This is a genomic window from Chryseobacterium salipaludis (assembly GCF_022968825.1).
Classification (GTDB): domain Bacteria; phylum Bacteroidota; class Bacteroidia; order Flavobacteriales; family Weeksellaceae; genus Kaistella; species Kaistella salipaludis.
In genome coordinates, this window is record NZ_JALHKS010000003.1 from 467169 (window position 1) to 489248 (window position 22080).

19 protein-coding genes are annotated in these 22080 nt (G+C 40.4%); 9 read left to right on the plus strand and 10 right to left on the minus strand.

Annotation, left to right across the window (positions count from 1 at the left end):
* Nucleotides 1–4: 4 nt before the first annotated feature.
* From MVI27_RS07665 to MVI27_RS07695, 7 genes are all read right to left on the minus strand, one after another.
* A complete protein-coding gene (locus tag MVI27_RS07665; RefSeq protein WP_246960317.1) occupies nt 5–1999 on the minus strand; it encodes a DEAD/DEAH box helicase family protein in 1995 nt (664 codons plus the stop codon).
* A 5-nt stretch (nt 2000–2004) separates the two neighbouring features.
* Nucleotides 2005–2826 (minus strand): hypothetical protein, encoded by an 822-nt coding sequence (locus tag MVI27_RS07670; RefSeq protein WP_246960319.1) that lies wholly within the window; start codon nt 2824–2826, stop codon nt 2005–2007.
* Between the two features lie 83 nt (nt 2827–2909).
* The gene (locus tag MVI27_RS07675; protein ID WP_246960321.1) at nt 2910–3380 is read right to left on the minus strand and encodes a DUF6998 domain-containing protein; all 471 of its coding nucleotides are present in this window, start codon (nt 3378–3380) and stop codon (nt 2910–2912) included.
* Nucleotides 3381–3419: 39 nt separating this feature from the next.
* On the minus strand, nt 3420–4130 hold the full coding sequence (locus tag MVI27_RS07680) for a toll/interleukin-1 receptor domain-containing protein (RefSeq protein WP_246960323.1): 711 nt from the start codon (nt 4128–4130) through the stop codon (nt 3420–3422).
* A 39-nt stretch (nt 4131–4169) separates the two neighbouring features.
* On the minus strand, nt 4170–5477 hold the full coding sequence (locus MVI27_RS07685) for a restriction endonuclease subunit S (RefSeq protein ID WP_246960326.1): 1308 nt from the start codon (nt 5475–5477) through the stop codon (nt 4170–4172).
* Nucleotides 5458–6492 carry a PDDEXK nuclease domain-containing protein gene (locus MVI27_RS07690; RefSeq protein WP_246960328.1) on the minus strand — a complete coding sequence of 345 codons (1035 nt, stop codon included), beginning with the start codon at nt 6490–6492 and terminating at the stop codon, nt 5458–5460. Before MVI27_RS07690 ends, MVI27_RS07685 begins: the two co-directional genes overlap by 20 nt.
* Entirely contained in the window at nt 6479–8047 is a 1569-nt protein-coding gene (locus tag MVI27_RS07695) for a type I restriction-modification system subunit M (protein WP_246960331.1), read from the minus strand. The genes MVI27_RS07690 and MVI27_RS07695 overlap by 14 nt, the downstream gene beginning before the upstream one ends.
* Nucleotides 8048–8944: 897 nt before the next feature.
* Here MVI27_RS07695 and MVI27_RS07700 point away from each other — a divergent pair.
* Nucleotides 8945–10546, plus strand: a complete 1602-nt coding sequence (locus tag MVI27_RS07700) for a hypothetical protein (RefSeq protein WP_246960334.1) — start codon at nt 8945–8947, stop codon at nt 10544–10546.
* Nucleotides 10547–10556: 10 nt separating this feature from the next.
* Nucleotides 10557–12068 carry a hypothetical protein gene (locus tag MVI27_RS07705; protein ID WP_246960337.1) on the plus strand — a complete coding sequence of 504 codons (1512 nt, stop codon included), beginning with the start codon at nt 10557–10559 and terminating at the stop codon, nt 12066–12068.
* A 363-nt stretch (nt 12069–12431) separates the two neighbouring features.
* Here the strand turns inward: MVI27_RS07705 and MVI27_RS07710 are convergent, their stop codons facing one another.
* Entirely contained in the window at nt 12432–13163 is a 732-nt protein-coding gene (locus tag MVI27_RS07710) for a YoaK family protein (protein ID WP_246960340.1), read from the minus strand.
* A gap of 148 nt (nt 13164–13311) precedes the next feature.
* On the opposite strand from MVI27_RS07710, the gene MVI27_RS07715 reads away from it, so the two are divergent.
* Nucleotides 13312–14511 (plus strand): TolC family protein, encoded by a 1200-nt coding sequence (locus MVI27_RS07715; RefSeq protein ID WP_246960343.1) that lies wholly within the window; start codon nt 13312–13314, stop codon nt 14509–14511.
* Between the two features lie 9 nt (nt 14512–14520).
* Nucleotides 14521–15222 carry an outer membrane beta-barrel protein gene (locus tag MVI27_RS07720; RefSeq protein WP_246960346.1) on the plus strand — a complete coding sequence of 234 codons (702 nt, stop codon included), beginning with the start codon at nt 14521–14523 and terminating at the stop codon, nt 15220–15222.
* A 172-nt stretch (nt 15223–15394) separates the two neighbouring features.
* Here MVI27_RS07720 and MVI27_RS07725 read toward each other — a convergent pair whose 3' ends face one another.
* Nucleotides 15395–16480 (minus strand): tyrosine-type recombinase/integrase, encoded by a 1086-nt coding sequence (locus tag MVI27_RS07725; RefSeq protein WP_246960348.1) that lies wholly within the window; start codon nt 16478–16480, stop codon nt 15395–15397.
* 179 nt (nt 16481–16659) lie between these two features.
* On the opposite strand from MVI27_RS07725, the gene MVI27_RS07730 reads away from it, so the two are divergent.
* Together MVI27_RS07730 and MVI27_RS07735 are read left to right on the plus strand one after the other, a co-directional pair.
* On the plus strand, nt 16660–17445 hold the full coding sequence (locus tag MVI27_RS07730) for a M64 family metallopeptidase (RefSeq protein ID WP_246960351.1): 786 nt from the start codon (nt 16660–16662) through the stop codon (nt 17443–17445).
* 149 nt (nt 17446–17594) lie between these two features.
* Complete coding sequence (locus tag MVI27_RS07735) at nt 17595–18494, plus strand: hypothetical protein (RefSeq protein ID WP_246960354.1); 900 nt, start codon at nt 17595–17597, stop codon at nt 18492–18494.
* 38 nt (nt 18495–18532) lie between these two features.
* On the opposite strand, the gene MVI27_RS07740 is transcribed toward MVI27_RS07735, so the two are convergent.
* On the minus strand, nt 18533–19534 hold the full coding sequence (locus tag MVI27_RS07740; RefSeq protein ID WP_246960357.1) for an IS110 family RNA-guided transposase: 1002 nt from the start codon (nt 19532–19534) through the stop codon (nt 18533–18535).
* 714 nt (nt 19535–20248) lie between these two features.
* Here MVI27_RS07740 and MVI27_RS07745 point away from each other — a divergent pair.
* From MVI27_RS07745 to MVI27_RS07755, 3 genes are all read left to right on the plus strand, one after another.
* Nucleotides 20249–21076 carry an IS110 family transposase gene (locus MVI27_RS07745; protein WP_246960360.1) on the plus strand — a complete coding sequence of 276 codons (828 nt, stop codon included), beginning with the start codon at nt 20249–20251 and terminating at the stop codon, nt 21074–21076.
* An 11-nt stretch (nt 21077–21087) separates the two neighbouring features.
* Entirely contained in the window at nt 21088–21606 is a 519-nt protein-coding gene (locus MVI27_RS07750) for a transposase (protein WP_246960363.1), read from the plus strand.
* A gap of 36 nt (nt 21607–21642) precedes the next feature.
* A partial coding sequence (locus MVI27_RS07755) for a hypothetical protein (RefSeq protein ID WP_246960366.1) occupies nt 21643–22080 on the plus strand: 438 nt, incomplete at its 3' end.

Sequence of the window (22080 nt, forward strand, 5' to 3'; positions counted from 1 at the left end):
GGTATTATTCAAAATAAACTCGTAAATCATTCATATTCTCATTATCAAATATTATTTTTCTAATATCATGTATAGAAAATTTATCTGGTAAGTTATCAGCTATAACTTTTAAAAATGGATTAGCTCTTTGATAGGGAATTCCGAACTCAAATAGTTTATTCATAATTACTAACGTTTCATGAGATGGACTATCTATTCCTATAAATTTAGAATAAAACTGAGCCTTTATTCTTTTAGCTTCTGCAATTACTTTGGGTGAAACCAAATTTTCATCAGTATATTTTTTATGAAGCTCATCAACATCAATTATAAAATTAATTAATGGTATTATTTTAAAAGGTAAAAAGCTGTAAATCATATCAATCAAAATTGATATTACCTGTGACTTAAATTTTTGCTTATTTTTCGAATGTAGCTCATTGACCATTTTACTGAACGAATTAAATCGCGAACTCAATATAATGTTAAGACTGATTAAATCCGTTTTTCCAACAAGTTTTCCAATAATACCAAGAAGAACTACATTTTTGGTAGAAGCTATATAGTCAAGTAAAATTTTAAATTTATTAACTGTAAATCCATGATTATTTAGGAGATTTACTATTTCTTCTGTTGAAACATTTGAATAACTTGAATTTTCTAAATGTTTTTGCAATTTATCTTCATACGAATTAGCCCCCTCGGGTATAACTTCCATGTCAAAATTTTCATCTCTATTTATTTCAGTGATTTCATCTTTATTTTCTAATTGGAATTGAATATCTATTTCTTTGTAAGAAATATTTGCATCTTCAAATTGTATCTGATGTTTATCGAAATAAAATATATTGCCTACTTTATGCTCTCCGAGTCTTCCCGCACGCCCAATCAAATTTTTATATTTTACTAAATTTTTAGCACCTAATATATCTCTTGAACTGTATATATAAATGTTTTTTGTAGGCGTATTTACACCTTCTATAATGGAATTTGTAGCAAGAACATTCTTTATTTTTGTTGCCTTAAAAAGATCAATTACTTTCTTTTGAATAAATTTTGGCATAGGACCATAATGTATTCCAATACCTGATTTTAGTGCTTGGATTGGTAACCATTCTGAATGAAAATCTTCTTCGACCCTCCGTATCCAATTATCATTTAATTCAATAGGATTTTTAATTGCTTTAAATTTTTTAAGATAAATTCTTTCTAATTCTGTTGGCGAGTTAAAATATACGAGATTTGTATTTTCGTTTTTGGATATTTCTATATTTATTTTTTGGTCTAACTTTTTTACACTAGTAAAACTTTTAGCCACTGGTGCATAATCAGACTTGAGAATTTGAAAAGCAAAATTTTCTAATCCTATAATAGAATTAACTAAAGGCATCAGCAATACCATCTTATGTGAATTTTCTAAAGTATCGATGAATGACCGATTTAGAATAACTTCTCTACTTCCCTTAATTGAATCCGTGAGTTTATAAGCTTCATCAATTACAAACAAATCAATTTTATCGTGATAAAAACCTCTTAAATTGTAATACTTTTCCTGAGTTCCTATAAAAATACTTTTATCAGAAATGATTTCTAGGCTTTTAACTGAATCAAAAATTACATAATCAAAATCTGTAAAGAGTATCTTAAAATCATCTAACAATTCGTCTGCTAAAGAATTTGTTGGTACAATAAAAACAACTTTATTTGGCTGATAATTGAAAATATATTCCTTAATTAGCATAGTTTTACCAAAACTTGTAGGTGCTGATACAATACTTCGATTATTCTCGACTATTCCTTGATAAATTTTGATTTGTTCAGAAGTAAATGAAATTTCTGAATTATGGCTCAACTGATTCTTTTCTTGGATAAATTCAAGTTGTTTTGAGAAAAATGAATCATTTCTTTTCTCTTCATAATATGGTGATAAGTCATACAAAAATAAATCTTCCAATAATACTTTCTCTTCAGAACTATCAAGTAGTTTTATAATTTCTTCTCTATTTGTTTGATTTATCATAAGTTTTAAAGTGCAATTATTAAGTCCAAAGCCATTCTTTGAGCCTTGAAGATTAATTCATTTTTTGATTCAATTGGTAGATGATATAAATGTACTTTATAATGCGGTGGAAAGTTGTCTATTTCTATTTTATCTATTAAATCGTAGGTTTTATCATACATATTAGTTTTATTTTTAGTGTGTAAAACAAAACCAGATAATGTCAACGGTAATGCTTTTATTTCATCAACTGTTTTTTCACATATATCACCAGTAATACCTTTTAATACTATCTCTGTTTCTGAACTTGTAATATTTTTAATGTAATCTGATAATTTACTTTTAAAACTGGCATCTTTAATTATAGAATGAATTCCTTGGTTTAGATAACTATAGAATTTAGCTTCACCTAAAACTAAGTTTGTTTCAGAGAACATACATACATCGGCGCCCGTCGAAACCTTTGTCAGGTTTTCGTTTACATTAATTACCCCTGTAATTAAATCCTGATCAATATAATCAATATTTAGTCTGGCTAATAGTGCTTCAGCAAAAAAAGAGTAATATGTTTCATTATTTTTAGATAAGATAGCGTCCATAATGTCAGTATCTATAACAGCTGCTTCTCTATTAATAAAAGAATCCTCAAGAAATTTTTGCAACTGTATTTTTCTTTGTTTTTTTGAAATAGGAATGTTTTTCTGAAATAAATAATTCAACTTATTTTCTTCATATAATAATTGTAAGATATATGCATCTAAATCACTCATCGAAAGTTTATGAGAATAAATCGAAAAATTATATTTTCCACAAGTGCTGTTCTTTTTAATTAAGATATTAAGTGACATTAGTTTTTGTTTTTATATTTTATTCTTTGAAGATTTTATCTTTCCTTTTGGATATAAACTCGTCAAAAAAAGGTGCTGATTTATTAATCTAAATGATTCCTAATTATCCTATCAACATTCTCCTCAGACTTATTCAATTCTTTCAACTTCTTTACAGATAATCTATAATTATGTTTTCTATCCGTAGGTAGGTGGATTAACAATTTTTCAAAAAGTAACTCTCCAGTTCCGTTATAAATTTCTTCAAACGTGCCATCTTCATAGAGTTGCACCGCAATAAAATACTTTGGCTTTCGATCAATGTGTTTAGTAAAATAAAAATACTCTTTAAAAGAAGCTTTTATCTGAACTTGTAGGTTCTCCGAACCAGTTACAAATCCGTCGTGAACATGAGTATTATCTCCATAAAGAGTCAATCCATAATGTTCTGCAACCAAAATTTCTCCTATATCTCCTACTAGCTTTCCATCTAAAGTAAAATTCTTTTTATGATGTTTGTATTTTTCCTTTAATATCTTAATAGTAGTAAATAGTATTTCAAACTCTTCTTTCACATTTCTATGGTTTTGTTAAATTCTCCACATCTATTATTATTATTTTGCTAGTACATCATCAACTTTAACTAATTCCGCTAATTTAGAAGCAACATTTAGCATTGAATCTTCCACTGTACTTAATCCACTTCGAGAACCAAGCAAAGGACTTACTTCACGCAATTTTTCAAAGGTTGTATCATGAACAATTGGAACAAGTAAATCGCGAGCTAATAAAGCTGAAAGTTCTTTGTCTGCAATTCCTTCTCCTTTCACACGTTCAAGAAAATTTGGCGTAACTAAAACGATACCCACACGGGATTTTGCTAAACCTTTATCAATTTCTCGTAATAAAGAGGAACCTAATAATACATCTTTTTCACTAAACCAAACCGTTACACCTTTAGATTCAAGTATGTCATGTAATTCCTTAGCTGAATCTTTTCGGTCATCCCATGCATGACAAAGAAAAACATCTCGTAAGTCAGGTATATCAGATCTCTTTTCAACGTTTTCACGAACTGGAGTAAGAGTTCTAATTTCTGCAGGCGTATAGAGTATTGTTGAACCTGCTGAAGACCAACGTGCTTTAGATCTACTTTGTCCGCTACCGCTATTTCTGCTCGAAGAACTTCCATAAGATGATGAATTATAAGGTGAAGAGTATGAAGAATAGGAATTGTAACCTCTATAACTTCCTCCACACGCAGGACAATTTTCCCTTGCACTTGCAGTGCGATGACCATGAATTGGTGCTGTACATCTTGCCATAATTTGATTTTTATAGTTATTAATTTAAATTTGATTTTTTTAAGCACTCACTTCCTCCCCAACCGCCAACCGAGACAACAACAAACTTTGCAGTTGTGTGAGTTTTATATTTTCTAATGTTTTATAAGCTTTTAAATCAATTATATGCGAAAATTTAAAAAAGGATATTTTCTTTAAATCTTTAGGCAAAATCAAATTAATTGCTTCTATGATTTGCTTACTTAAATTAGGTTGAGCACCTCCTATAGCCAATGTTTCAATCTGTTTTTGCTGATTTAATAAAGCATAATACAGGAATGCAGACCTTTCCTTTTCAAAACAAATCATTGCACAACAAGCTTGATTTGTAGTAAGTTCTTTTTTTAAATAAGTTAATTGCCCTGCTGTTGCTCCATACATAGCCATCAAAATAGATTCAGCAGGAATTAATCTCGCAGAACTATTTTTATAACCTTCTTTAGATATATATTCTTCTGCATCAAACACAACATTATTAGATATTTCTCCCGTTTTTAACCAAGGAATATCATTAGAGTTCCAATAACTCACATTATCTCTACTCGGAGTACCTCCACTTTTCATGTCGTCGCAAAAATCTTTAACTTTTACAACTTCCCACCCGTCCGGAATCTCCTTCCCAAGCTCTTCATTCCAAACCATTTTACCACCGGAAGATTTGTAGCCTTTTTGCTTGGCAGCATATAAACTTCTTTCCTCGGCAACCAAGGCAGGGATTGCTTCGTCGTTCGTTCCGCTCTCCTCGCAATGACCGACCGGGAATTCAAAATCCACAAACCAATGTTTATACAAAGCCTGCGCAGCCGCTTCCAGCTTCTCGCAAATCTGCTCGTTGACTTTTATTTTGTTGGCTATGCTTTGGTATTGCGCAACGATCTGTCGCTGTTCTTCGATGGGGGGAATAGGTAATTCAACTTCACATAATTCTTCCCATTGAAAACCTCCGCGTATCGAACTATCACATCTAAAATCAGCGTATCTGTCAAATTCTGATCTTCTGAACCACATCATTAAATATTCTGGCAAAAGGCTATTTTTATCTGTTATTTCAAAAACAATGTACGCAGGAGAAATGATGACATCTTCTCCAAGATTATTTAAAACTACAGGTAATTTGTGGACTCGGATTACAGACATGAAATCGCAGCAAAACTGTCCTGGCTGAACAATTTTGTATTTAGACAAATCCGTTCCTACAATATTAGAAGTAGATTTTCTAAATTCCTTTGTCATGCTCAGCCCCTGTAAATTGAGTACCTTAAGGTCTTTATTGCGCACATTAACCTGCTGTATAAACGCGCCCAGCCTTTTATAATTCCCTGCCTTCATCCAAATTTTGTTGAATTATTTGTTTCTCTCTTTCTATCTCCTGAATTAATTCTTCTTCGGTAGGCAAATACAACAAATATTTACTTGTAAAAAGCTGCTTGTTTTCTTTGAGCACCGAATACTTGGCAATGGTTCGATCGGTTTCGGTGCAAAGCAAAATACCAATCGTGGGATTATCGCCTTCCCTGCGTTCCAAATCATCAAACATGCGCACATACATATCCAGTTGTCCGATATCCTGATGGCTGAGTTTATTGGTTTTAAGTTCCACAATGACAAAACATTTAAGAATATAATTATAGAAAACCAGATCGATAAAAAAATCCTGCGTTTCTGTGCGGATATGTTTTTGCCGTGCCACAAACGCAAATCCTTTTCCCAATTCCAGCAGGAATTGCTGCAAATTATCGATAAGTTTCTGTTCAAGCTGCGCTTCGGTATATGCATATGAGGTGGGTAACTGAAGAAATTCCAGCACGGACGGATTTTTAATAAAATCATCGATTCTTTCAGCCTGAGCGCCTGTGTTCTCTTTCATCTCCTGTTCCACCAGATCTTTCTGCTGAGAAGAAAGAAGGCGCTGATAGTACAGCGTGGAAATGTTTCTTTCCAATGTGCGCACCGACCAGTTTTGTTCAGTGGCTTCTTTCAGGTAATAGGCTCGTGCTTCTTTATTGTTAATCCTCATCAACAACCTAGCATGCGACCAATTCAATTTGGCACACACCTGTGCCAATTCTTTCCCAGTGCTAAAAGTGAGATAAAACTGGCGGCAGTCCCGCAGGGTTCTGGCAGAAAAACCTTTTCCTAAAACCGCTGCTAAATTCTTGATAATCATAGCGCCATATTCGGCTCTTTCACTTCCATTTTGTTCCTCGTCCACAATTCTTCTTCCTATTTTCCAATAAGCCTGAATCATGGTACTCGCTACGGAAGCATAGGCGTTTTGTCTTGCCTCGGAAATGATATGCTGTATATCCGCAATGTAGCGGGCAGGCTGTTTATCCAAGTTCATAACCCAAAGTTTTAAAAACATCTGCCACTTCTGCCTTCAGCCGGCTTTCCTCCGCAAACAAATCTTTCAGTTCTGCTTGCAACGTCTGCATGTGTTCAGCGAAATCCAGATTTTCATCACGATTCAAAAATTCAATGTACTTACTCGGCACCAGAGAATAATCTTTTTTGCGGATTTCCTCAACAGAAGCACTGTAAGAATACTCCGGAACGTCTTTGTAGGTTTCTTTGCAATTAACTTGCTGCCAGTTGTGATAATGCGCCGCGATGGCCGTAATCTCATCTTCGCCAAACTGAATAAATTTCTTTTCAAACGGTTCGCCTTTCTGCCGCAAATCCATAAACAGAACTTCGCCTTGTCGGTTACGGTAATTCTTTACACCATCATTCACTTCAACGGTGCGTTCGGTCTTATTCCGATTTAGAATCCAGAGCGTCACCGAAATATCAGTCGAGTAGAACATCGAGCGTGGTAAAATAACAATCGCTTCCACCAGATCATTTTCAATGATCTGCTTCCGGATTTTGTATTCTTCGCCGCCGCCGCTCAAAGCACCGTTGGCCAGGATAAATCCGGCCACCCCATTCTGGGAAAGCTTGGAGATCATATTCAGAATCCACGCATAATTGGCATTCGATTTTGGCGGCACTTCGTAGCCTGCCCACCGCGGATCATGGGTCAGTTCGTTTTCCGCACGCCAGTCCTTTAAATTAAAAGGCGGGTTGGCCATGATGTAGTCGGCTTTCAGGTCTTTGTGCTGGTCGTCCGCAAAAGTATCCGCTGCCTTGCTGCCCAAATTGGAAGAAATGCCACGGATGGCCAGGTTCATTTTGGCCAGTTTGTAGGTGGTATTGGTCAGTTCCTGCCCGTAGATGGAAATGTCTTTTTTATTGCCTTTGTGCTTTTCAATAAACTTCAGGGATTGTACAAACATACCCCCGGAACCGCAGGAAGGGTCATAGATTTTGCCTTTGTAGGGCTCGATCATTTCTGCAATCAGGTTTACAATAGACTTGGGGGTATAGAATTCGCCTTTCCCCTTACCTTCGGCAATGGCAAACTTGCTCAGGAAATATTCGTACACCCGGCCGACAATATCCTGCGCCTCGTCTCTGAGCGTGTCGATATTGTTAATGGTATCCAGCAGCGCTGCAAACTTCGACGGGTCCAGGCCGAGGCGTGAAAAGTAATTGTCGGGCAAGGCGCCTTCCAGGGATTTGTTGGTGCGCTCGATGGTCTTCAGCGCCGTATCTACCTTCAGGGTAATGTCTTCCTGTTTGGCGTTTTCAATAATGTAGGTCCAGCGCGATTCTTCGGGCAGGTAAAAAATATTTTCTGCCTGATAGAATTCGGGAATTTCCAGGAAGGCTTCTTTGTGTTCGTTGATGAGTTCTTCGCGTCGTCTCAAAAACTTGTCATTGGCAAATTTCAGGAAGATCAGGCTCAGCACCACATGTTTATATTCGGACGGCTCTACGGAGCCTCTCAATTTATTGGCAGAATCCCAGAGGATTTCTTCGGTCGATTTGGTTTTGGCAGTAGATTTTTTGGCCATGTTTTCTTTAAGGACAGTTGATTTGTTGAAGTGATACGTTAGATCCCGGAAGTTGCTCTCAGGCGTATCTCACCTATCATATGTTTGTTTCGACTCAAATATAAGTAAAAATAGGCTTCTGTGTTATGGAAAACTATAAAGCTTTATAGGGTATTTAATTGTGGATAAGACGCTTTTCTCCATTTCGAAAAAGCTTCAAAAATACTTGCGCATAATTAATTTTCACCTCACAGCGTAAAAGAACCGCTCCGCAGGACTGAGTAATTTAAAGCAGAGTCACGGGAGTAATCCGGTCAGGCAATCTAATGCCATCCCTCCTTTATATGCCGGACTTTCTGCAAGGCTCGGCCACATTGAAGGTGAACCTTCTGCATTTTTTCTGCAGAACAGGAGATGCCCACGATATGCAACGGGTATTCAGGGATTATATAAAAAGCAGCCACGCGTGCCGGTAAATTTTCCGCCTTTTACAAAACCATTCAGCCTTTCTGCAAAATGTGCCCGCTCTGCGAAGTATCCTCACTTCGCAGCGTTATTAACGTGAATACACCGGTTAACAAGGCTGCATCACCATAAAAGACCCGACGCCTGCCCGCCTGAAAATGTTTTAGCGGTCAAACGGCTGTTCCCGATTTTCAGAAAAGCGAAATAACAGAGTAACCAGCAGGAGCAGTTTGCAGCGAAATTAGCTCAACAAATACAGTTTAAATAAGCAGAGTTAAAAACGCGTCTATTTTGTTTTTTAGGAAGTACTACAGGTGATCTTACAAAAACAAAGTTCGTACTTCTCGCAAAGTGCTGAATTGCGGACATGGAGAGATAATTTACCGGACCACAGAATATTTTATCCCGCGTATCCCTCTTTCCTTTGTTTCATCAACCGCAAACACCGTAATGATGAAACCCTATCTAAACACCCTCGCCTCCCATCATTTGCCTGAAACCATTCGGTGGAAACTCAGTCAACTCTTCGCTGATGATGACATCGAACTGATCTTCTTTTCGCGCGAGCACCTCTGTCCGCTTCCGACCCTTACTGTCATCGCCGGCGCCGGCACTTCGCACACCAGGCTTCAGGAACTGCAACAGCAGGATTGGCTCCGCAACAGTATGGAGCAGCATTCCCTGATAATTACCGTCAGCCCGCATTCAAGCCATGCCCCCGAACCGGATCTGCCTTTCAGCTACATCGTGCTGAACTGCCATCCCCGGCACCTGATCTATGCCCGCACCGAAAAAAGCTGGGCCAGCCGGTTCCAGAATGATTATTCGGGGAAGCAAAGCAAGTATGAGAAACTATTCATAACATGGCAAAGCAGCATTGAATCCCGGTGCGCCGTTTACCACAGCCAACTTATCGCGCCTTACTCCGTCGCCATGAATGAAGAGGTTGTGCAGGCCGGGCTTAAAGCTGTGTACGGGGAACTGCTGTCGGGGTTCCGGGCCTTCTTTCTACCCAAAAGCCTGCACTGCTTCTTTACCGGCACCCTGATTCTGGATTTTATGCAGCAGCATGTACCGGAACTGAAGCGGGCACTCACGAAACTTGAAGTGCCTGCCATTAAACGATTAATAAACGCTTCTGTACCGGAGGTGGCCGGCATGCCGAATCAGCAGCATCTGCACTACATACAACTGCTGAGTGATATTTTAAGAACAAATCTGGCGCACCTCTTTTACGGAAAACTCCGCCAAACCCTGTCCTGGAACCGGTATGCAGCACTGTATTTACCGGCACAGCCCGTAACCGAGAAGTCGGCGCCTGACCTTCGTACTGCCCTTGCGGAAACGATCAGGAAACAGTATAAAACGCAGTACATATACTGGATTCCGTCAAAAACGCGTGCGGACCAACCCTGCCGCTACCTGCTGATCATGCTGGGGTCTTCTTTAAAAATCACCCAACTCCACTACGTGCAGCAGCACCTGGCCGCACAATTTCCGGAGCTGCAGATTTCGATCCTGCTGCATAAAACCGATTGGATCAAAAAACATTACGCCGTATTTTATGACTTTATTGACCGCCACCTACGCAGCGAATATCTTATTTGTTACAGCCGAAAAACACTAAGTTTTCCTGCGAAAGTGGAACAGGAAAGAGATGGCCTCGTACGGCGCTACTGGGCAGAGCGGAAAAAGATTATTGAGGTGCAGTGGACCAGCTTGGGTTTTTCTGAAAGTGCATTTACCGAAGGCCAAGTACTGTATCTGCGCAGTATTTTTCAGCAGTTGTTCCTCGCCACGCTGTATTACTACGCGCATTACCTGCCGAATACCCTCAATCTGAATTATCTGTGGGAACTCATCACGTGGTTCGCACCGGAATTACCGCAAAAAATCGGCCTTGACCGTCCGATGCAGGACCTGCTTGCCTTTGCAGGAGCGCCAGACCAAAACTTTCCAAACGCCGAAGCGGATGAAATCTCCACCATTTCCTTTCAGGAAGCCGTGTCGTGCTGCACCCGCCTTTATGAACACCTGAATAACGAATTATCGTAAATCTTTTATTATGGAAAATTTTATTAATCAGGTCAGGGAGAAAAAGCTGCCCGCGCACCTCACGGATTTGCTTATGGCCGAGACCGAAAACAGGAATATTACGGCCATGTGGCTGCACCGGCCAGCGCATCAGAATGGCTTGCTGCTCACCATTCTTTGTAAAGACAGACTGGTGCTGGAGCGAACATTTGATTACCTTTTCGTCGGCGATACCTTTGAGCAGGACCGTGTGCTGATTTCTGTTCTGGACGATGCTGACCTTGAACAGCACCGCGAAAACCGGTATGTATTCTTCCAAAGGTATGCACGAAAAGAAGATCAGATATACGGCGAAGAAAAAAATTACGGAAGGTTTACCGTCGTTGATTCGGAACTCAGGTCTCTGAGAAAGCGCTATCTGAAGGGCGAACAGCTTCTCTCGAAATATACTGAAGAACTGATCGCGGATGGACAGGTGGGCGCTACGCTGTTTTATTTAAAAAACATACAGCATGACCTCGAGTTTCTGGAGTATATGCGTTTTGGGCAGCCCTTTGAAGGCTTTGCCCTCGCAGAACGGCTGCGTTTTATGGAAGCTTTTATTCCTGAGGTCAGAAAATTCTTTGTGAAAGAAGGCCGCCACTATTACCTTTTACGCCATTTTGAGGATGAGGAGCTGATTGAGTACATGGATTCCTATCAGGATCATCTCCATCAAATCAAGAATGAGATGAAACAAATTGTTCTGCAAAACTTGCAGGCAAAACTGCCTGAAAAGACACCTCTGCACCCCCCTGTCTCTCATCCTTTACTGAAAAATAAAGCGGTAAAAAAGGTATTGCGTCCCTTACTGCAGCTGGCGCATCTGGAAGAAGTGTATCTCTTCCATGAAATTACCAGTATTAAAAATGAGTTCCAGCATCGCCAGTACTACCTCCTGGCGCTGGTCTCTGAAGAAAGCGAAAAAGACTTCGAAGCTGTAGTTGATAAAATTAATAAAGCGCAGTTCCCCGATTTAAAATTCACCATTATCTGTCACACCCGCCTGTGGATTCAGGAAAACATCTACGAATGTCAGGATTTCTTTAAAAACCTGATGCAGGCTGACAACAGAATCTACACCAACGCCTTTCATCCTGAAATTCACTGGAACAGCCGCCACACAACGGACTGCATCGATCTACCGATTTACCGCCGACGGGCAAAAAACATCTTTAAGGAACATCTGAAAACAGCCTGCCGTGACCAAGCAGCAACAGTGGCGCTGATCCCTTACTGGCTGAACAATTACTTGGCACAGTTGCTTAAAAACCGGATCTACCAAACCTTTGGCTACCTGTCGGAGACTGACCATCTGCAGACATTGTGGGATCTTTTTATTTTTTCAGCGGAGTCTGGCAGCTATTGGTCTGACCTGCTGCCTACCTTTTCGTTCGACTTTATTACCTACCTGCACGAGCACCGCCAACAAAAACTTCCCGTACTGCATCTCAACTACGCCGAAAAGAAAAAGCTCTTCAGCCTGCTGCAGCATTTGAAATAATCACTCAGACCGGGGAAAGAAGAAAGAGAAAAGAAGAGAAAGAAAAGACTTTGAGAGAATAGTCGGTAATAATTTTAGATTTTAAATTATAGATTTTAGATGCAGATGCCAAAAGAAAAAGGAAAAATAGCGTATCTGCGATGCCATCTGTGTAATCTGTGCGCTAAATTATACGGTCCAACGTGCACTGCTAAAGTGTAATTTGTAAATCTGTGCGCCCCAGCATGCACGGTGCGGGTCGGAAGACGGAAGTTGGAGCAAAGAAGAAAGAGCAAAGAGAAAAGATAATAGACTGTGAGATAACAGAACAGCAACAAGGTGAAAAAAAAAACATTAGGGTTGCTTTACTAATTTGCTAAAGTCCTACTCCACTTTTTCCTCGACCGGCCAGAGCAGATAGGTAAACAGCAGTTGCGCCGCCGAGATCAGCGAGAAAGACCACATGGCCCAGGTCTGTGAAAGTTGGGTGAGCCAGGTACCGGCGCCGATGCCGAGTACGAAGACGCAAATGGTCAGGGCCAGCAGCCCGGCCGTGTGGCCGGCCGTTTTGTTTTTCAGCACCATGAACTGATAGAGGTTCGTCGCCAGGTTTTTAGCATTGCCCGTCATAATTCCGTTGTTTATGGTAATGGCGCCCATTTTCCGGAAAAGATCAATTTCATAACCGGCCAGCAAACCCAGCATAAAGAGCAGAATATCGCCCGGCAACCGGTGATGCGTGGCTGCCACCGCAATGAAAAATAAAGTCTGAATCAGCAGAAAGACGCGCAGACGATGCCGCTCATTGCCCGTAATGCGGTCGGAGATCCACTGCCCCAGAAAAGCACCCAGAAAGTAGCCGGCAAATACAATTATATGGCTGGCAGCCGAAATGTAATCGCCCTCCAGACCCTTTACCGTGAGCATAATCAGGTTGCCTGTCTGTGCAGTGACAAACGTATGGTCCTGGGTAATAAATGTAAAGGCATCGAGCATACCCATCAGCAGGGTAGCAAAAACCGTCACGGCACTGACGGCAAAACCGGGCGTAGTATGAATTGAAAATCGGGGCATATCCCCGGCTGCTGCAAGCCGCCCGCCAAACTGAAGTTTCACCCCTTTCAGCGTAGTTTTTTAATGAATGTAAGTTGGGTGGGAAAAGATGAATACAGCGGCGCAGTCTGACTGCTTCAGGAATTATTGGTTACTTTTGATTTTGAGGGCATCAACCCTACTGCTGCACTCGATACAAATCTTGCAAGACATGATCAAGCATTCTTTTCGCCCTACCCTGTTCCTGCTGCTGCTGTTGCTTACCGGTTCTTCACTCCCCGGGCAAAACGCAGCACAGGGAATTGATTATCCTGCTTTTCTGGAGAAACTCGCCACTGAAAATCTGTCCTTCGCGGCGGAGAAATACAATATTTCCATTGCAGAAGCGGGTGTACAGGCCGCGCGTGCCCTGCCCGACCCGGAACTCAGTTTTATTGCTTATGACAATCAGGAACAACGATTGGGCATGGGCTATGGTTTTGAGACAGAACTGAGCTGGACGCTGGAACTCGGCGGCAAACGCGCTGCCCGAAAACAGGTTGCGGCGGCGCAACTGACCCTGGCGCAGCTGGAGACGAGGGATTTTTTCCGCACACTTAAAAAGGAAGCGACCACCGCCTGGCTGACGGTCTTAAAGAATGAAAAGGAATATAAAGACCTGAAGGAAACAGCAAAGTTTTTAGATAAAATAACTGCTGCAAAAGGAAATCCGGACCTGCGAACGGCACAGGATGCGCTGGAAGTCTTGCTGCAAAACAACCGTCGGGAACATGAACAGCTGCTGCAGGAAATGAATGATTTTATTACACGCACTGAGGCTGAAAACCTTTACTTCCCACTCGGTGATCTGGAAGAGGAAGCGCAGCGGTTTTCGGAATATTCAACGGAGATGGAAAGCAGTGCTGAGGCAGACCGCCAGAAAGCAGAACTTGCCGCGCGGCAGCGCAAATTAGCCAAGGCGGAGGCCGTGATGGATCTCGGGGTGATGATCGGTGTTGTCAACAATGGTTTTGCTAAAAATATCATCGGGCCCACACCCAGCTACACCACCGCGATGGCGGGAATCAGCATGCCGCTTCAGTTTTCCGGTAAAGGCCGCGCTGAGCATAAGATGGCGGAGGTGGCAGCGCAGAAAGCACAACTGGAATATGAGCTGGCACAGCGGGAGCGAAAGCGAAATTTCCGGGAGCGCAGCAGCGCCAGAATGGAAGCCGGTTTAAAAATGAAGGAAAGCCGTTTGAAAATGCATCAAAAACAAACGCATCTTGAAAACCTCAGTCAAAATTACACCGAAAAATCCGAGACAGCACAACTCCTGAAAGCACTGGATGAGTTGCGTGAAGCCAATCATACGTACCGTGAAGCATTATATAATTTTTGCAGGACAACACTGGCACTCGAATCTTTATAAAATAAAAGGATGATGAAAAAGAAATTGGCCGTTCTCGGTCTTTGCTTTTCCTTAGCGCTTTCCGCGCAACAGGCTGAGCCGGATCTTCGAAAAACGACGGTCAGCGTGCAGGCCGGTTACCTGCACAGTGTGCTGCACGGCGCAGACCGGAATGTTTTAAGCACTGAAGACACCTCTGTTGCCGGAAATGGCTGGACAGCTGGCGTAAGTGTGCGAAATCCCATATCGGAGCGTTTTGCCCTTATGCATGAACTCATGCTCCAACACAACCGGTACAGCTACGCCACTGCACGCGAAAACGAACCGATGCAGGCCCGCCTTGATTTGCATAGTGTTCGTTTGCACCCGGCCTCGGCTCAGGTTCGTTTCGGAAAACTGCAGCTGGGCGCCGGACTGTTTGTGGAAATGCTGAGCGGCGCTGCGCTGCGGCTCACGGACCGCACCGGAAAGTCCTGGACAGAAGATCCCTACGGCACTGATGACCACGCGCAGGAGGATGAACCGTATCTGAATAAAACGGATTACGGCATGGTACTGCAGGCGTCGTATGAAGTGTTTCCCAAACTTCAATTGAGTGCCCACTTTTCACAGGGTTTTGCGGGCATTTATGACAATTCCAATTCGTATGCGGCGGATGATACCTCCAACCGGCACACGCTGCGGCTGTACCGGAAGCAAGTTGGAATTAGTTTGGGGTATCAGGTATTTTGAGGAAGATTACTGCTTGAAGGTTTTAGCCGACTTGTGACAGAATCAGCTAAGCAAAGTCCGGCAGCATACGGAACTGCGCGCGGACCGTATCAGCCATGTTAACACTTTCAGCATTGCCGTGCAACCCAATCAGTCACCTTTTTTAGATGAATCCTTGGTCGGTCATGGTCAGTTACAGCATGTCGAGCGGACTCTTTATTTTTCGCTTGGTCTGATCAGTCAGTCCCGTGTATGCCATGGTTGTTTTAATATTTTGATGGCCGAGCAATTCCTGGACGAAGCGGATATCGGTGCCCTGCTCTATCAGATGTGTGGCGTAGGAGTGCCTCAGGCTGTGCACACCGACTTTTTTATTTATTCTGGCTTTTTGCATAGCACGTTTAAAGACCTGCTGCACGGAACGCACAGCGTACTGGCCCCCCTGCTGGCCTTCGAACAGGTAACGCGTTGGCCTATATAATTTGTAGTATGTCCGCAGTTCTTCCAAAACAGACTGTGGAAGATTGACATAGCGGTCCTTTTTGCCTTTGGAAGCACTGATTAAAACCTGCATCCGGCCGCTGTCAATATGCTGTATTTCCAGGTTGACGATTTCACTGACGCGCAGGCCCATTCCATAGCACAGTTTGAGAAGCAGCAGGTGTTTCGGATTTTCCACGACTGAAAACATTTTGCTGATATCCTGCACCGAGATGGCTTTCGGCAGAATGCTGGGTTTTTTGGGCCTGGGAATTTCCAGGAATAGTTTTTCACGGTGCAAAACCTTTTCAAAGTAAAATTTGACTGCATTCATTCTGCTGTGAATCAGGTTTTCGGAAAGTTGTAGCTGATCAATGCAATACAGAAAATAGGCTTTCAGTTTTTCAGGCGAAAGCTGGCTGACCCGCCTGTTTCCAATGGCTTTGAGCAGCTGGATAAATTCAGTTGTGTAGGTTTTGATGGTATTGGCACTGTAGCCTCTGAGTTTCAGTTGCTCAATAAACCGGTTAAGTTCGGTCAGATGTACCGGCGCCAACTGGCATGCGGCCTCACCAATATAGTCTGTGCCGAGACCAAATAAGTTACGGTACTGCTTATGATCCGCGGCGTACCATTTCTTGTGGGAGCGGCTCCAGTGTACCTTAGCTGCCGCCCTTAACTGCCCCACCAATTTGTGATCAAAGGGAAACGAGATCCAAATCACATTTCTGTCTTTGTGCCTGCCGGGCTGAAAGTGATAATTTTCCTTACGGAAGGCATTATTTTTTGGTGTTTCCATTTGTTCGCATTTTGTATTGTTCACATATTGTAAAGTTACCGGAAAAGAGGCAAACAATACAAAATACGCCACAGGTCTCATCACCCGTTTATTCGGTCAGCAGCGGCTTTCGAAAAATTCGCAATAAAAAGTACGGTGGGCTGGATTATTGCGTATATTTGAGAGTTAACTGCAAGCTTATGAACCAACTACAATTCGATATAAATAAGAACTTTAATCTCCACACTTACGGTTGGGGACAAGCACAACTTCAAGACATTACAAAGTTGCTTGACGGGGTAATAATTGAATTCTACGCAAACCTAGACATAAGACAAATAACAGGAAAACCAGTATATGTGCTTAATTCTAAAAACAAAGTTCCTCCGACTGATTACCCTGAAATTATTAAGCTTGACAAGTTCAACTTGATATATTTAGGAACGTCTGACAGACTTTGGAGCCAATATTCTTATCAGTTTGCCCACGAACTTTGTCACCACGTTATTGACAGCGACTTCTACACGACAAATGATAAATTCGGATGGTTTGAAGAAGCCCTTTGTGAATTAGCTTCAATCTTTTCCATTGATAAAATGTCACAAACTTGGTTGACAAATCCTCCATATGCAAATTGGAAGGATTATTCAATGTCATTGGCTAACTACATTACAGACATTATTGGAAAACCAGAGAACAAAATTTCTAAACCATTTAAAATTTGGCTTACGGAAAATCTTGACGAACTATTTATAGACCGTTACAAAAGAACAGAAAACAGAATTGTAGCATTACAATTATTTCCTCTTTTCAAAAAGAGACCAGAGTTTTGGACGACTATTCAATATTTGAAGTTCATAAAAGTGACGAATGAAATGTCGTTTGACAACTTTATAGACGCTTGGACAAAATTAGTTCCAGACAAATTGAAAGAGTTAGTAACTGAAATTAAGACAACACTAAATGAGGAGAAAGCCAGCAGCTAACAGCACATTTGCAATAGGCGGGGGTTCGTGCTCGCAGACAGTTTTGTGGTAGCCGAAAGTTTTGTGCTCCGTATAGACATTAGTGGTAAAAATCCCGCCCATCGCAAATCTGCAAAACGTTAGCCGTCATTTTAAAAATTCAAGAGGGAATGCCAATTTATAGATTACATATCAGACCAAAAGGGGGAACAGCGAATACGAAAACTGTTTTTGATTATTGTCTTAAGAACAATTTTTTAGGTGTTGGGTGGAGAGTTACAAAAGAAATCGGATCAATGGATTGGGAAAATTATTCTACAATTGCAAATTCTATTTTTGGAAAAGTCAATACGGTGAATTTTTTAAGAAATAGAATAAAAAAAGACGATTTGATTTGGACTAGAAATCATTTAGGAGAATATTACCTAGCAAAGGTAAAATCTGAATGGAGCTATTTTAATAGTGTTGAAGCAAATAAAGAAGACATTGATATTGGCAATGTCGTTGGAGTTGATTTTATTAAAATTCCCACCGATCAAGTTCCAGGGAAAGTTATTGCTTGTTTTAGACCTACACGAACACTACAAACAATTAACTCAAGTCAAGTAGATGATTATTCAAAATTTCTTTGGAATGAAAAAAGTAAAATAAACAAATATGAAGCATTAAAGACAAATATTACTGGTTATTTTGACTTCATTGATTCCGAGGAGTTAGAAGACGTCATTTTCATTTATTTACAGATGAAAAATTTTTTGGTAGTTCCAAATTCAAGAAAAGGTGATACGATGAGCTACGAATTTTTTGCGATAAACAAAGAAAGTAAAGATAGTTTTTTTATACAAGTTAAGTCAGGAATGACAAGAATTGACCTTTCCACATACAAAGACTCAAGCGAAAACTTTATTTTATTTCAACCACATGATTTATATATCAATCGTGAATTTGAAAGTGATAAAATCTCAATTATAGATAGCAATACAATAAAAAACTTCATAGAGAAAAATTTCATTTTTTTACCAAAGACTATCCAAAAAAAAATCGAAATAATTAAAAAAACGAACGACTAACATATTCTATGATAATAAACAAGCCCTAATCGAAAAAATCAGCTTGCAAATTTGTGCAGATTCACAAAGCTTGAGTCTCGCGCAATGACCGCAAAAATTCTGTACACGATTTTGCATTTAATATTGTTTAAAACAAGCATGCTGTGTTTTCCTTCCGGCTTTTTACGCGTGTAATAGCTTTTCAGTTCCGCATCGTATTTAATTGCGGTGAGGGCGGCCATATGCAGCAGCGACTTCATTTTTTTATCCGCCAGATGGCTGACCCTGGTTTTCCCCTTAACGCTCGTTCCGGAACTGTGTTCAAAGGTCGCTACTCCTGAATAACACGCAAATTTCCGCCCGTTTCCAAATGCCGTAAACCCTTTGGTTATAATCAAAAGATAGACAGAGGTAAGCTCGCCAATTCCCGGAATGCTTTTTAAAAGTTGCTGTTGTTTGTAAAGAATTTCATTTTCCCGGACCAGAATTTTAATTCTGTCATCAAGCATGGCAAGTTGCTTTTTGAGCTGTTTCACCGTTTGCCGGTTGATGGCTTTTACGCTGGCAAAAACTTCTTTGCTCAGGAACATTTCGTTTTCCATTGTTCTTTCGAACGATTTTATGGCGGCAATGGTCTTTTCACGTTCGGCAAACACGATTCTGAGTTGCTGCAGGCTCAGTTCCGGAAGCGCAGAAAGTGCTATTTTATCAGTGTTTCGCCTGGCGTAATTGGCAATTTCTTTGGCATCTACTTTATCGCTTTTGCCGCGGGTAATCCCCAGCGAGCGTTTGATTTCCAAAGCCGGGACCTGAGCATAATCCAGTTGATTTTCGCTTAAAACCAGGGCGAGCAGCGAGGAATAAATGCCGGTATTCTCAAAAACAAAAAGAGTCTCGTTCATTTCACAGCTGGCTTTTTTCAATGTTTTTAGAAACGTCTCGATCGATTTCTTCGTATTCAGTATCTGGCCTTGTTCGGGTTGCGGATCCGGGGTAATCACGCAATAATCCAGCGTTAGTTTTGCCACATCGATTCCGATGAAAGTTGTATAATTTTTCATAATTTAGTGATGTTTAAATTAATGTTGAACTACTTTAAAATCTTTATTAGATCTGGGTAACCTGGTATTCTATCTAAAGCTGTTTCAACCCTTTAAAACAAGACAGAGGACTGATATGTTAGTTGAGACTTTTACGCTCTAAGGGTATTGTTAGTTCACCCCTGTCTTGTTTATTTTAAAGGTAATTATTTTATGAATGTAAAGTAAAGATAGTATTTATGTTATGCGGGGTTGAATACAAAATATGAACATGGTCATAATAATTCCGCGAAAAATGCTTTTTTCTTTTCCTAAGTTTTGTATTTTAGCAAAAGAAAAAAGCATTTTTTGCTAAGGTTGGAAATCGTTGAAAATTCAGTCATAGAAAGCCCGCACAACAAAAATACTTTTCTCGTTATCTGCAATTCCCCTACTCCAAAAACGGAGTTGTTTTTAGCCGCTAACGAGAGTTCTCAAAATTCATATTCAAAAAATCCATTATTTCTTACCTTAGTAATTGCTCCTTGAAAAGACCGGTTTAAGCAATGGTGTTTAAAAACCCGTCTGCAATTCAGGTAAGATTGCACAAAAGTCTTTAGTAGTAATACTTCAGAGGGCGTTAGTTTTTAATGGCGAGTTCCGATTTACATCGGAATATCCCGATCAGAATAATTTCAAATTTAACAAAGTGCAGTCCTTGGAGTTTTTTATTGGTTTAATTGGAAAAATTGAGACATGGAAACTAAGAAGCAGATTTCACTCGAAGTGGTAAATTCCAATGCTGCGGGAATAGACATTGGAAGCCGTAGCCATTGGGTAGCAGTAGGGCAAAATGCAGAGGATGTAAAAGAATTTGGCGTGTACAGCCAAGACCAGTTGGAAATGTGCCACTGGTTACACTCGAATGGCGTTACCTCGATCGCCATGGAATCCACCGGAACTTATTGGCAAAATCTCTTCTCCACTTTGGTGGGACAAGGTTTTGTTGTGATTTTGGTTAATGGCAGACAAACCAAAAATATCAAAGGAAAAAAGACAGACATTAAAGATTGCCAATGGATTCAAAAACTTCATTCTCTCTGGCTTTTGAGTGCCAGCTTTTTACCCGATTCGGACACGGACACCGTACGAACCTATTCCAGACACCGCCAAAACCTGCTCAAGCAATCTGCATCATGCACCAGAAGAATGCAAAAATATCTGCGACTGATGAATATGAGGCTTGAGGTTGTGGTAAGGGATATATTCGGTCTTACAGGATCTTGCATTATTGAAGCTTTTCTAAACGGAGAGCACAAGGGAGAGGAATTGGCAAAACTCCGTCATTACAATTGCCGAAAATCAGAGGAGGAAATCGCAAAAGCTCTGCAATTCAATGGGCGCAAAGATTATCTCTTTGCCTTGAAGCAAGAGTGGGATTCCTACAAACACCTCCAGCAACAAATCATGGATACGGATTTGCAGATCGACCGGCTCCTGAAGGAATTCATCGAAAAGGACGAGCATAAGAAACAGCATACCATTGAAAAAAAAAGCACAAGCGTAAAAATAAAAACGCAGTAAGCCAAACCGACATGAATTTAATTGCTTACCAATATTTTGAAGGGATAGACTTGATGGCGATTGAGGGAGTAAGCGAAGGGTTGATTATGGCTCTCATCGCAGAAGTCGGATTAGATGGGATTAGAAAATTCCCCACTGCAAAACAATTCACCGCATGGTTCAGGCTCGCCCCCAACAATAAAATAAGTGGGGGCAAAGTATTATCCAACCACATTCCGAAGGGAAGTTCGCGGTTGAAAATAGCATTCAGAAACACGGCCAATGCCATCGGCAACCTAAAGGAGGGATGGCTCGCTGAGTTCTTCAAAAGATTAAGCTACAAAAAAGGAAGGGCAACTGCTGTTTCTGCACTCGCCCGAAAGCTCGCCGTCATTATCTGGAATATGCTCGTTAAGGGGCAAAGGTACACTCCGCCTTCACAATACCTTTTTCTGGACGAGAAAAGAAAAATAGCAGCAGCCAAAAGAATACAGAAACAAATCACTAAATTTGGTCTGACTAACAAGGATATTGAAATCATACCAAGCTGATTATCAATATAATGAATTAACGTTAGTGAGAATATTATGAAGATACCGCACAAAATTATACTTTCTTTAATAATTTCCCTTTTGGGATTATCATTTATCAATGCCCAAAACTATTTTGAGTATTATAATAAAAGTAATAAAGGTGACTCTTTGAAGTTTTATAAAAAATATATTGAAGCACTAGAAAATTACGAAAATGCGTTTAAGAAAGTTGATTTTGTCCACTCAGATAAATTAATTAATGCAGGTTTAACCGCAATTAAATTGAATAAATATGAGAAAGCAAATTCATATTTTGAAACTGCAATCTTACAAAGTGGCAATAAAAGCTTCCTTAAATTGAAAGAATTCAAAGATAATAAAAAAGAATTTGTCGGTCTTTCCAATAAAATTTCAATGTTAGATAATATTTTCCAAAAGAAAATTAACAATACTTATAAAAATAAAATTGATAGTTTGTATATTCTTGACCAA

Excerpts from the sequence above, each read along its gene's own strand:
- MVI27_RS07735 (WP_246960354.1), top strand. The coding sequence starts at position 17,595 with ATGCCAATTTATAGATTACATATCAGACCAAAAGGGGGAACAGCGAAT.
- MVI27_RS07745 (WP_246960360.1), top strand. The coding sequence starts at position 20,249 with ATGGAAACTAAGAAGCAGATTTCACTCGAAGTGGTAAATTCCAATGCT.
- MVI27_RS07725 (WP_246960348.1), bottom strand. The coding sequence starts at position 16,480 with ATGGAAACACCAAAAAATAATGCCTTCCGTAAGGAAAATTATCACTTT.
- MVI27_RS07705 (WP_246960337.1), top strand. The coding sequence starts at position 10,557 with ATGGAAAATTTTATTAATCAGGTCAGGGAGAAAAAGCTGCCCGCGCAC.
- MVI27_RS07685 (WP_246960326.1), bottom strand. The coding sequence starts at position 5,477 with ATGAAGGCAGGGAATTATAAAAGGCTGGGCGCGTTTATACAGCAGGTT.
- MVI27_RS07715 (WP_246960343.1), top strand. The coding sequence starts at position 13,312 with ATGATCAAGCATTCTTTTCGCCCTACCCTGTTCCTGCTGCTGCTGTTG.
- MVI27_RS07740 (WP_246960357.1), bottom strand. The coding sequence starts at position 19,534 with ATGAAAAATTATACAACTTTCATCGGAATCGATGTGGCAAAACTAACG.
- MVI27_RS07680 (WP_246960323.1), bottom strand. The coding sequence starts at position 4,130 with ATGGCAAGATGTACAGCACCAATTCATGGTCATCGCACTGCAAGTGCA.
- MVI27_RS07700 (WP_246960334.1), top strand. The coding sequence starts at position 8,945 with ATGAAACCCTATCTAAACACCCTCGCCTCCCATCATTTGCCTGAAACC.
- MVI27_RS07720 (WP_246960346.1), top strand. The coding sequence starts at position 14,521 with ATGATGAAAAAGAAATTGGCCGTTCTCGGTCTTTGCTTTTCCTTAGCG.
- MVI27_RS07730 (WP_246960351.1), top strand. The coding sequence starts at position 16,660 with ATGAACCAACTACAATTCGATATAAATAAGAACTTTAATCTCCACACT.
- MVI27_RS07665 (WP_246960317.1), bottom strand. The coding sequence starts at position 1,999 with ATGATAAATCAAACAAATAGAGAAGAAATTATAAAACTACTTGATAGT.
- MVI27_RS07750 (WP_246960363.1), top strand. The coding sequence starts at position 21,088 with ATGAATTTAATTGCTTACCAATATTTTGAAGGGATAGACTTGATGGCG.
- MVI27_RS07670 (WP_246960319.1), bottom strand. The coding sequence starts at position 2,826 with ATGTCACTTAATATCTTAATTAAAAAGAACAGCACTTGTGGAAAATAT.
- MVI27_RS07695 (WP_246960331.1), bottom strand. The coding sequence starts at position 8,047 with ATGGCCAAAAAATCTACTGCCAAAACCAAATCGACCGAAGAAATCCTC.
- MVI27_RS07690 (WP_246960328.1), bottom strand. The coding sequence starts at position 6,492 with ATGAACTTGGATAAACAGCCTGCCCGCTACATTGCGGATATACAGCAT.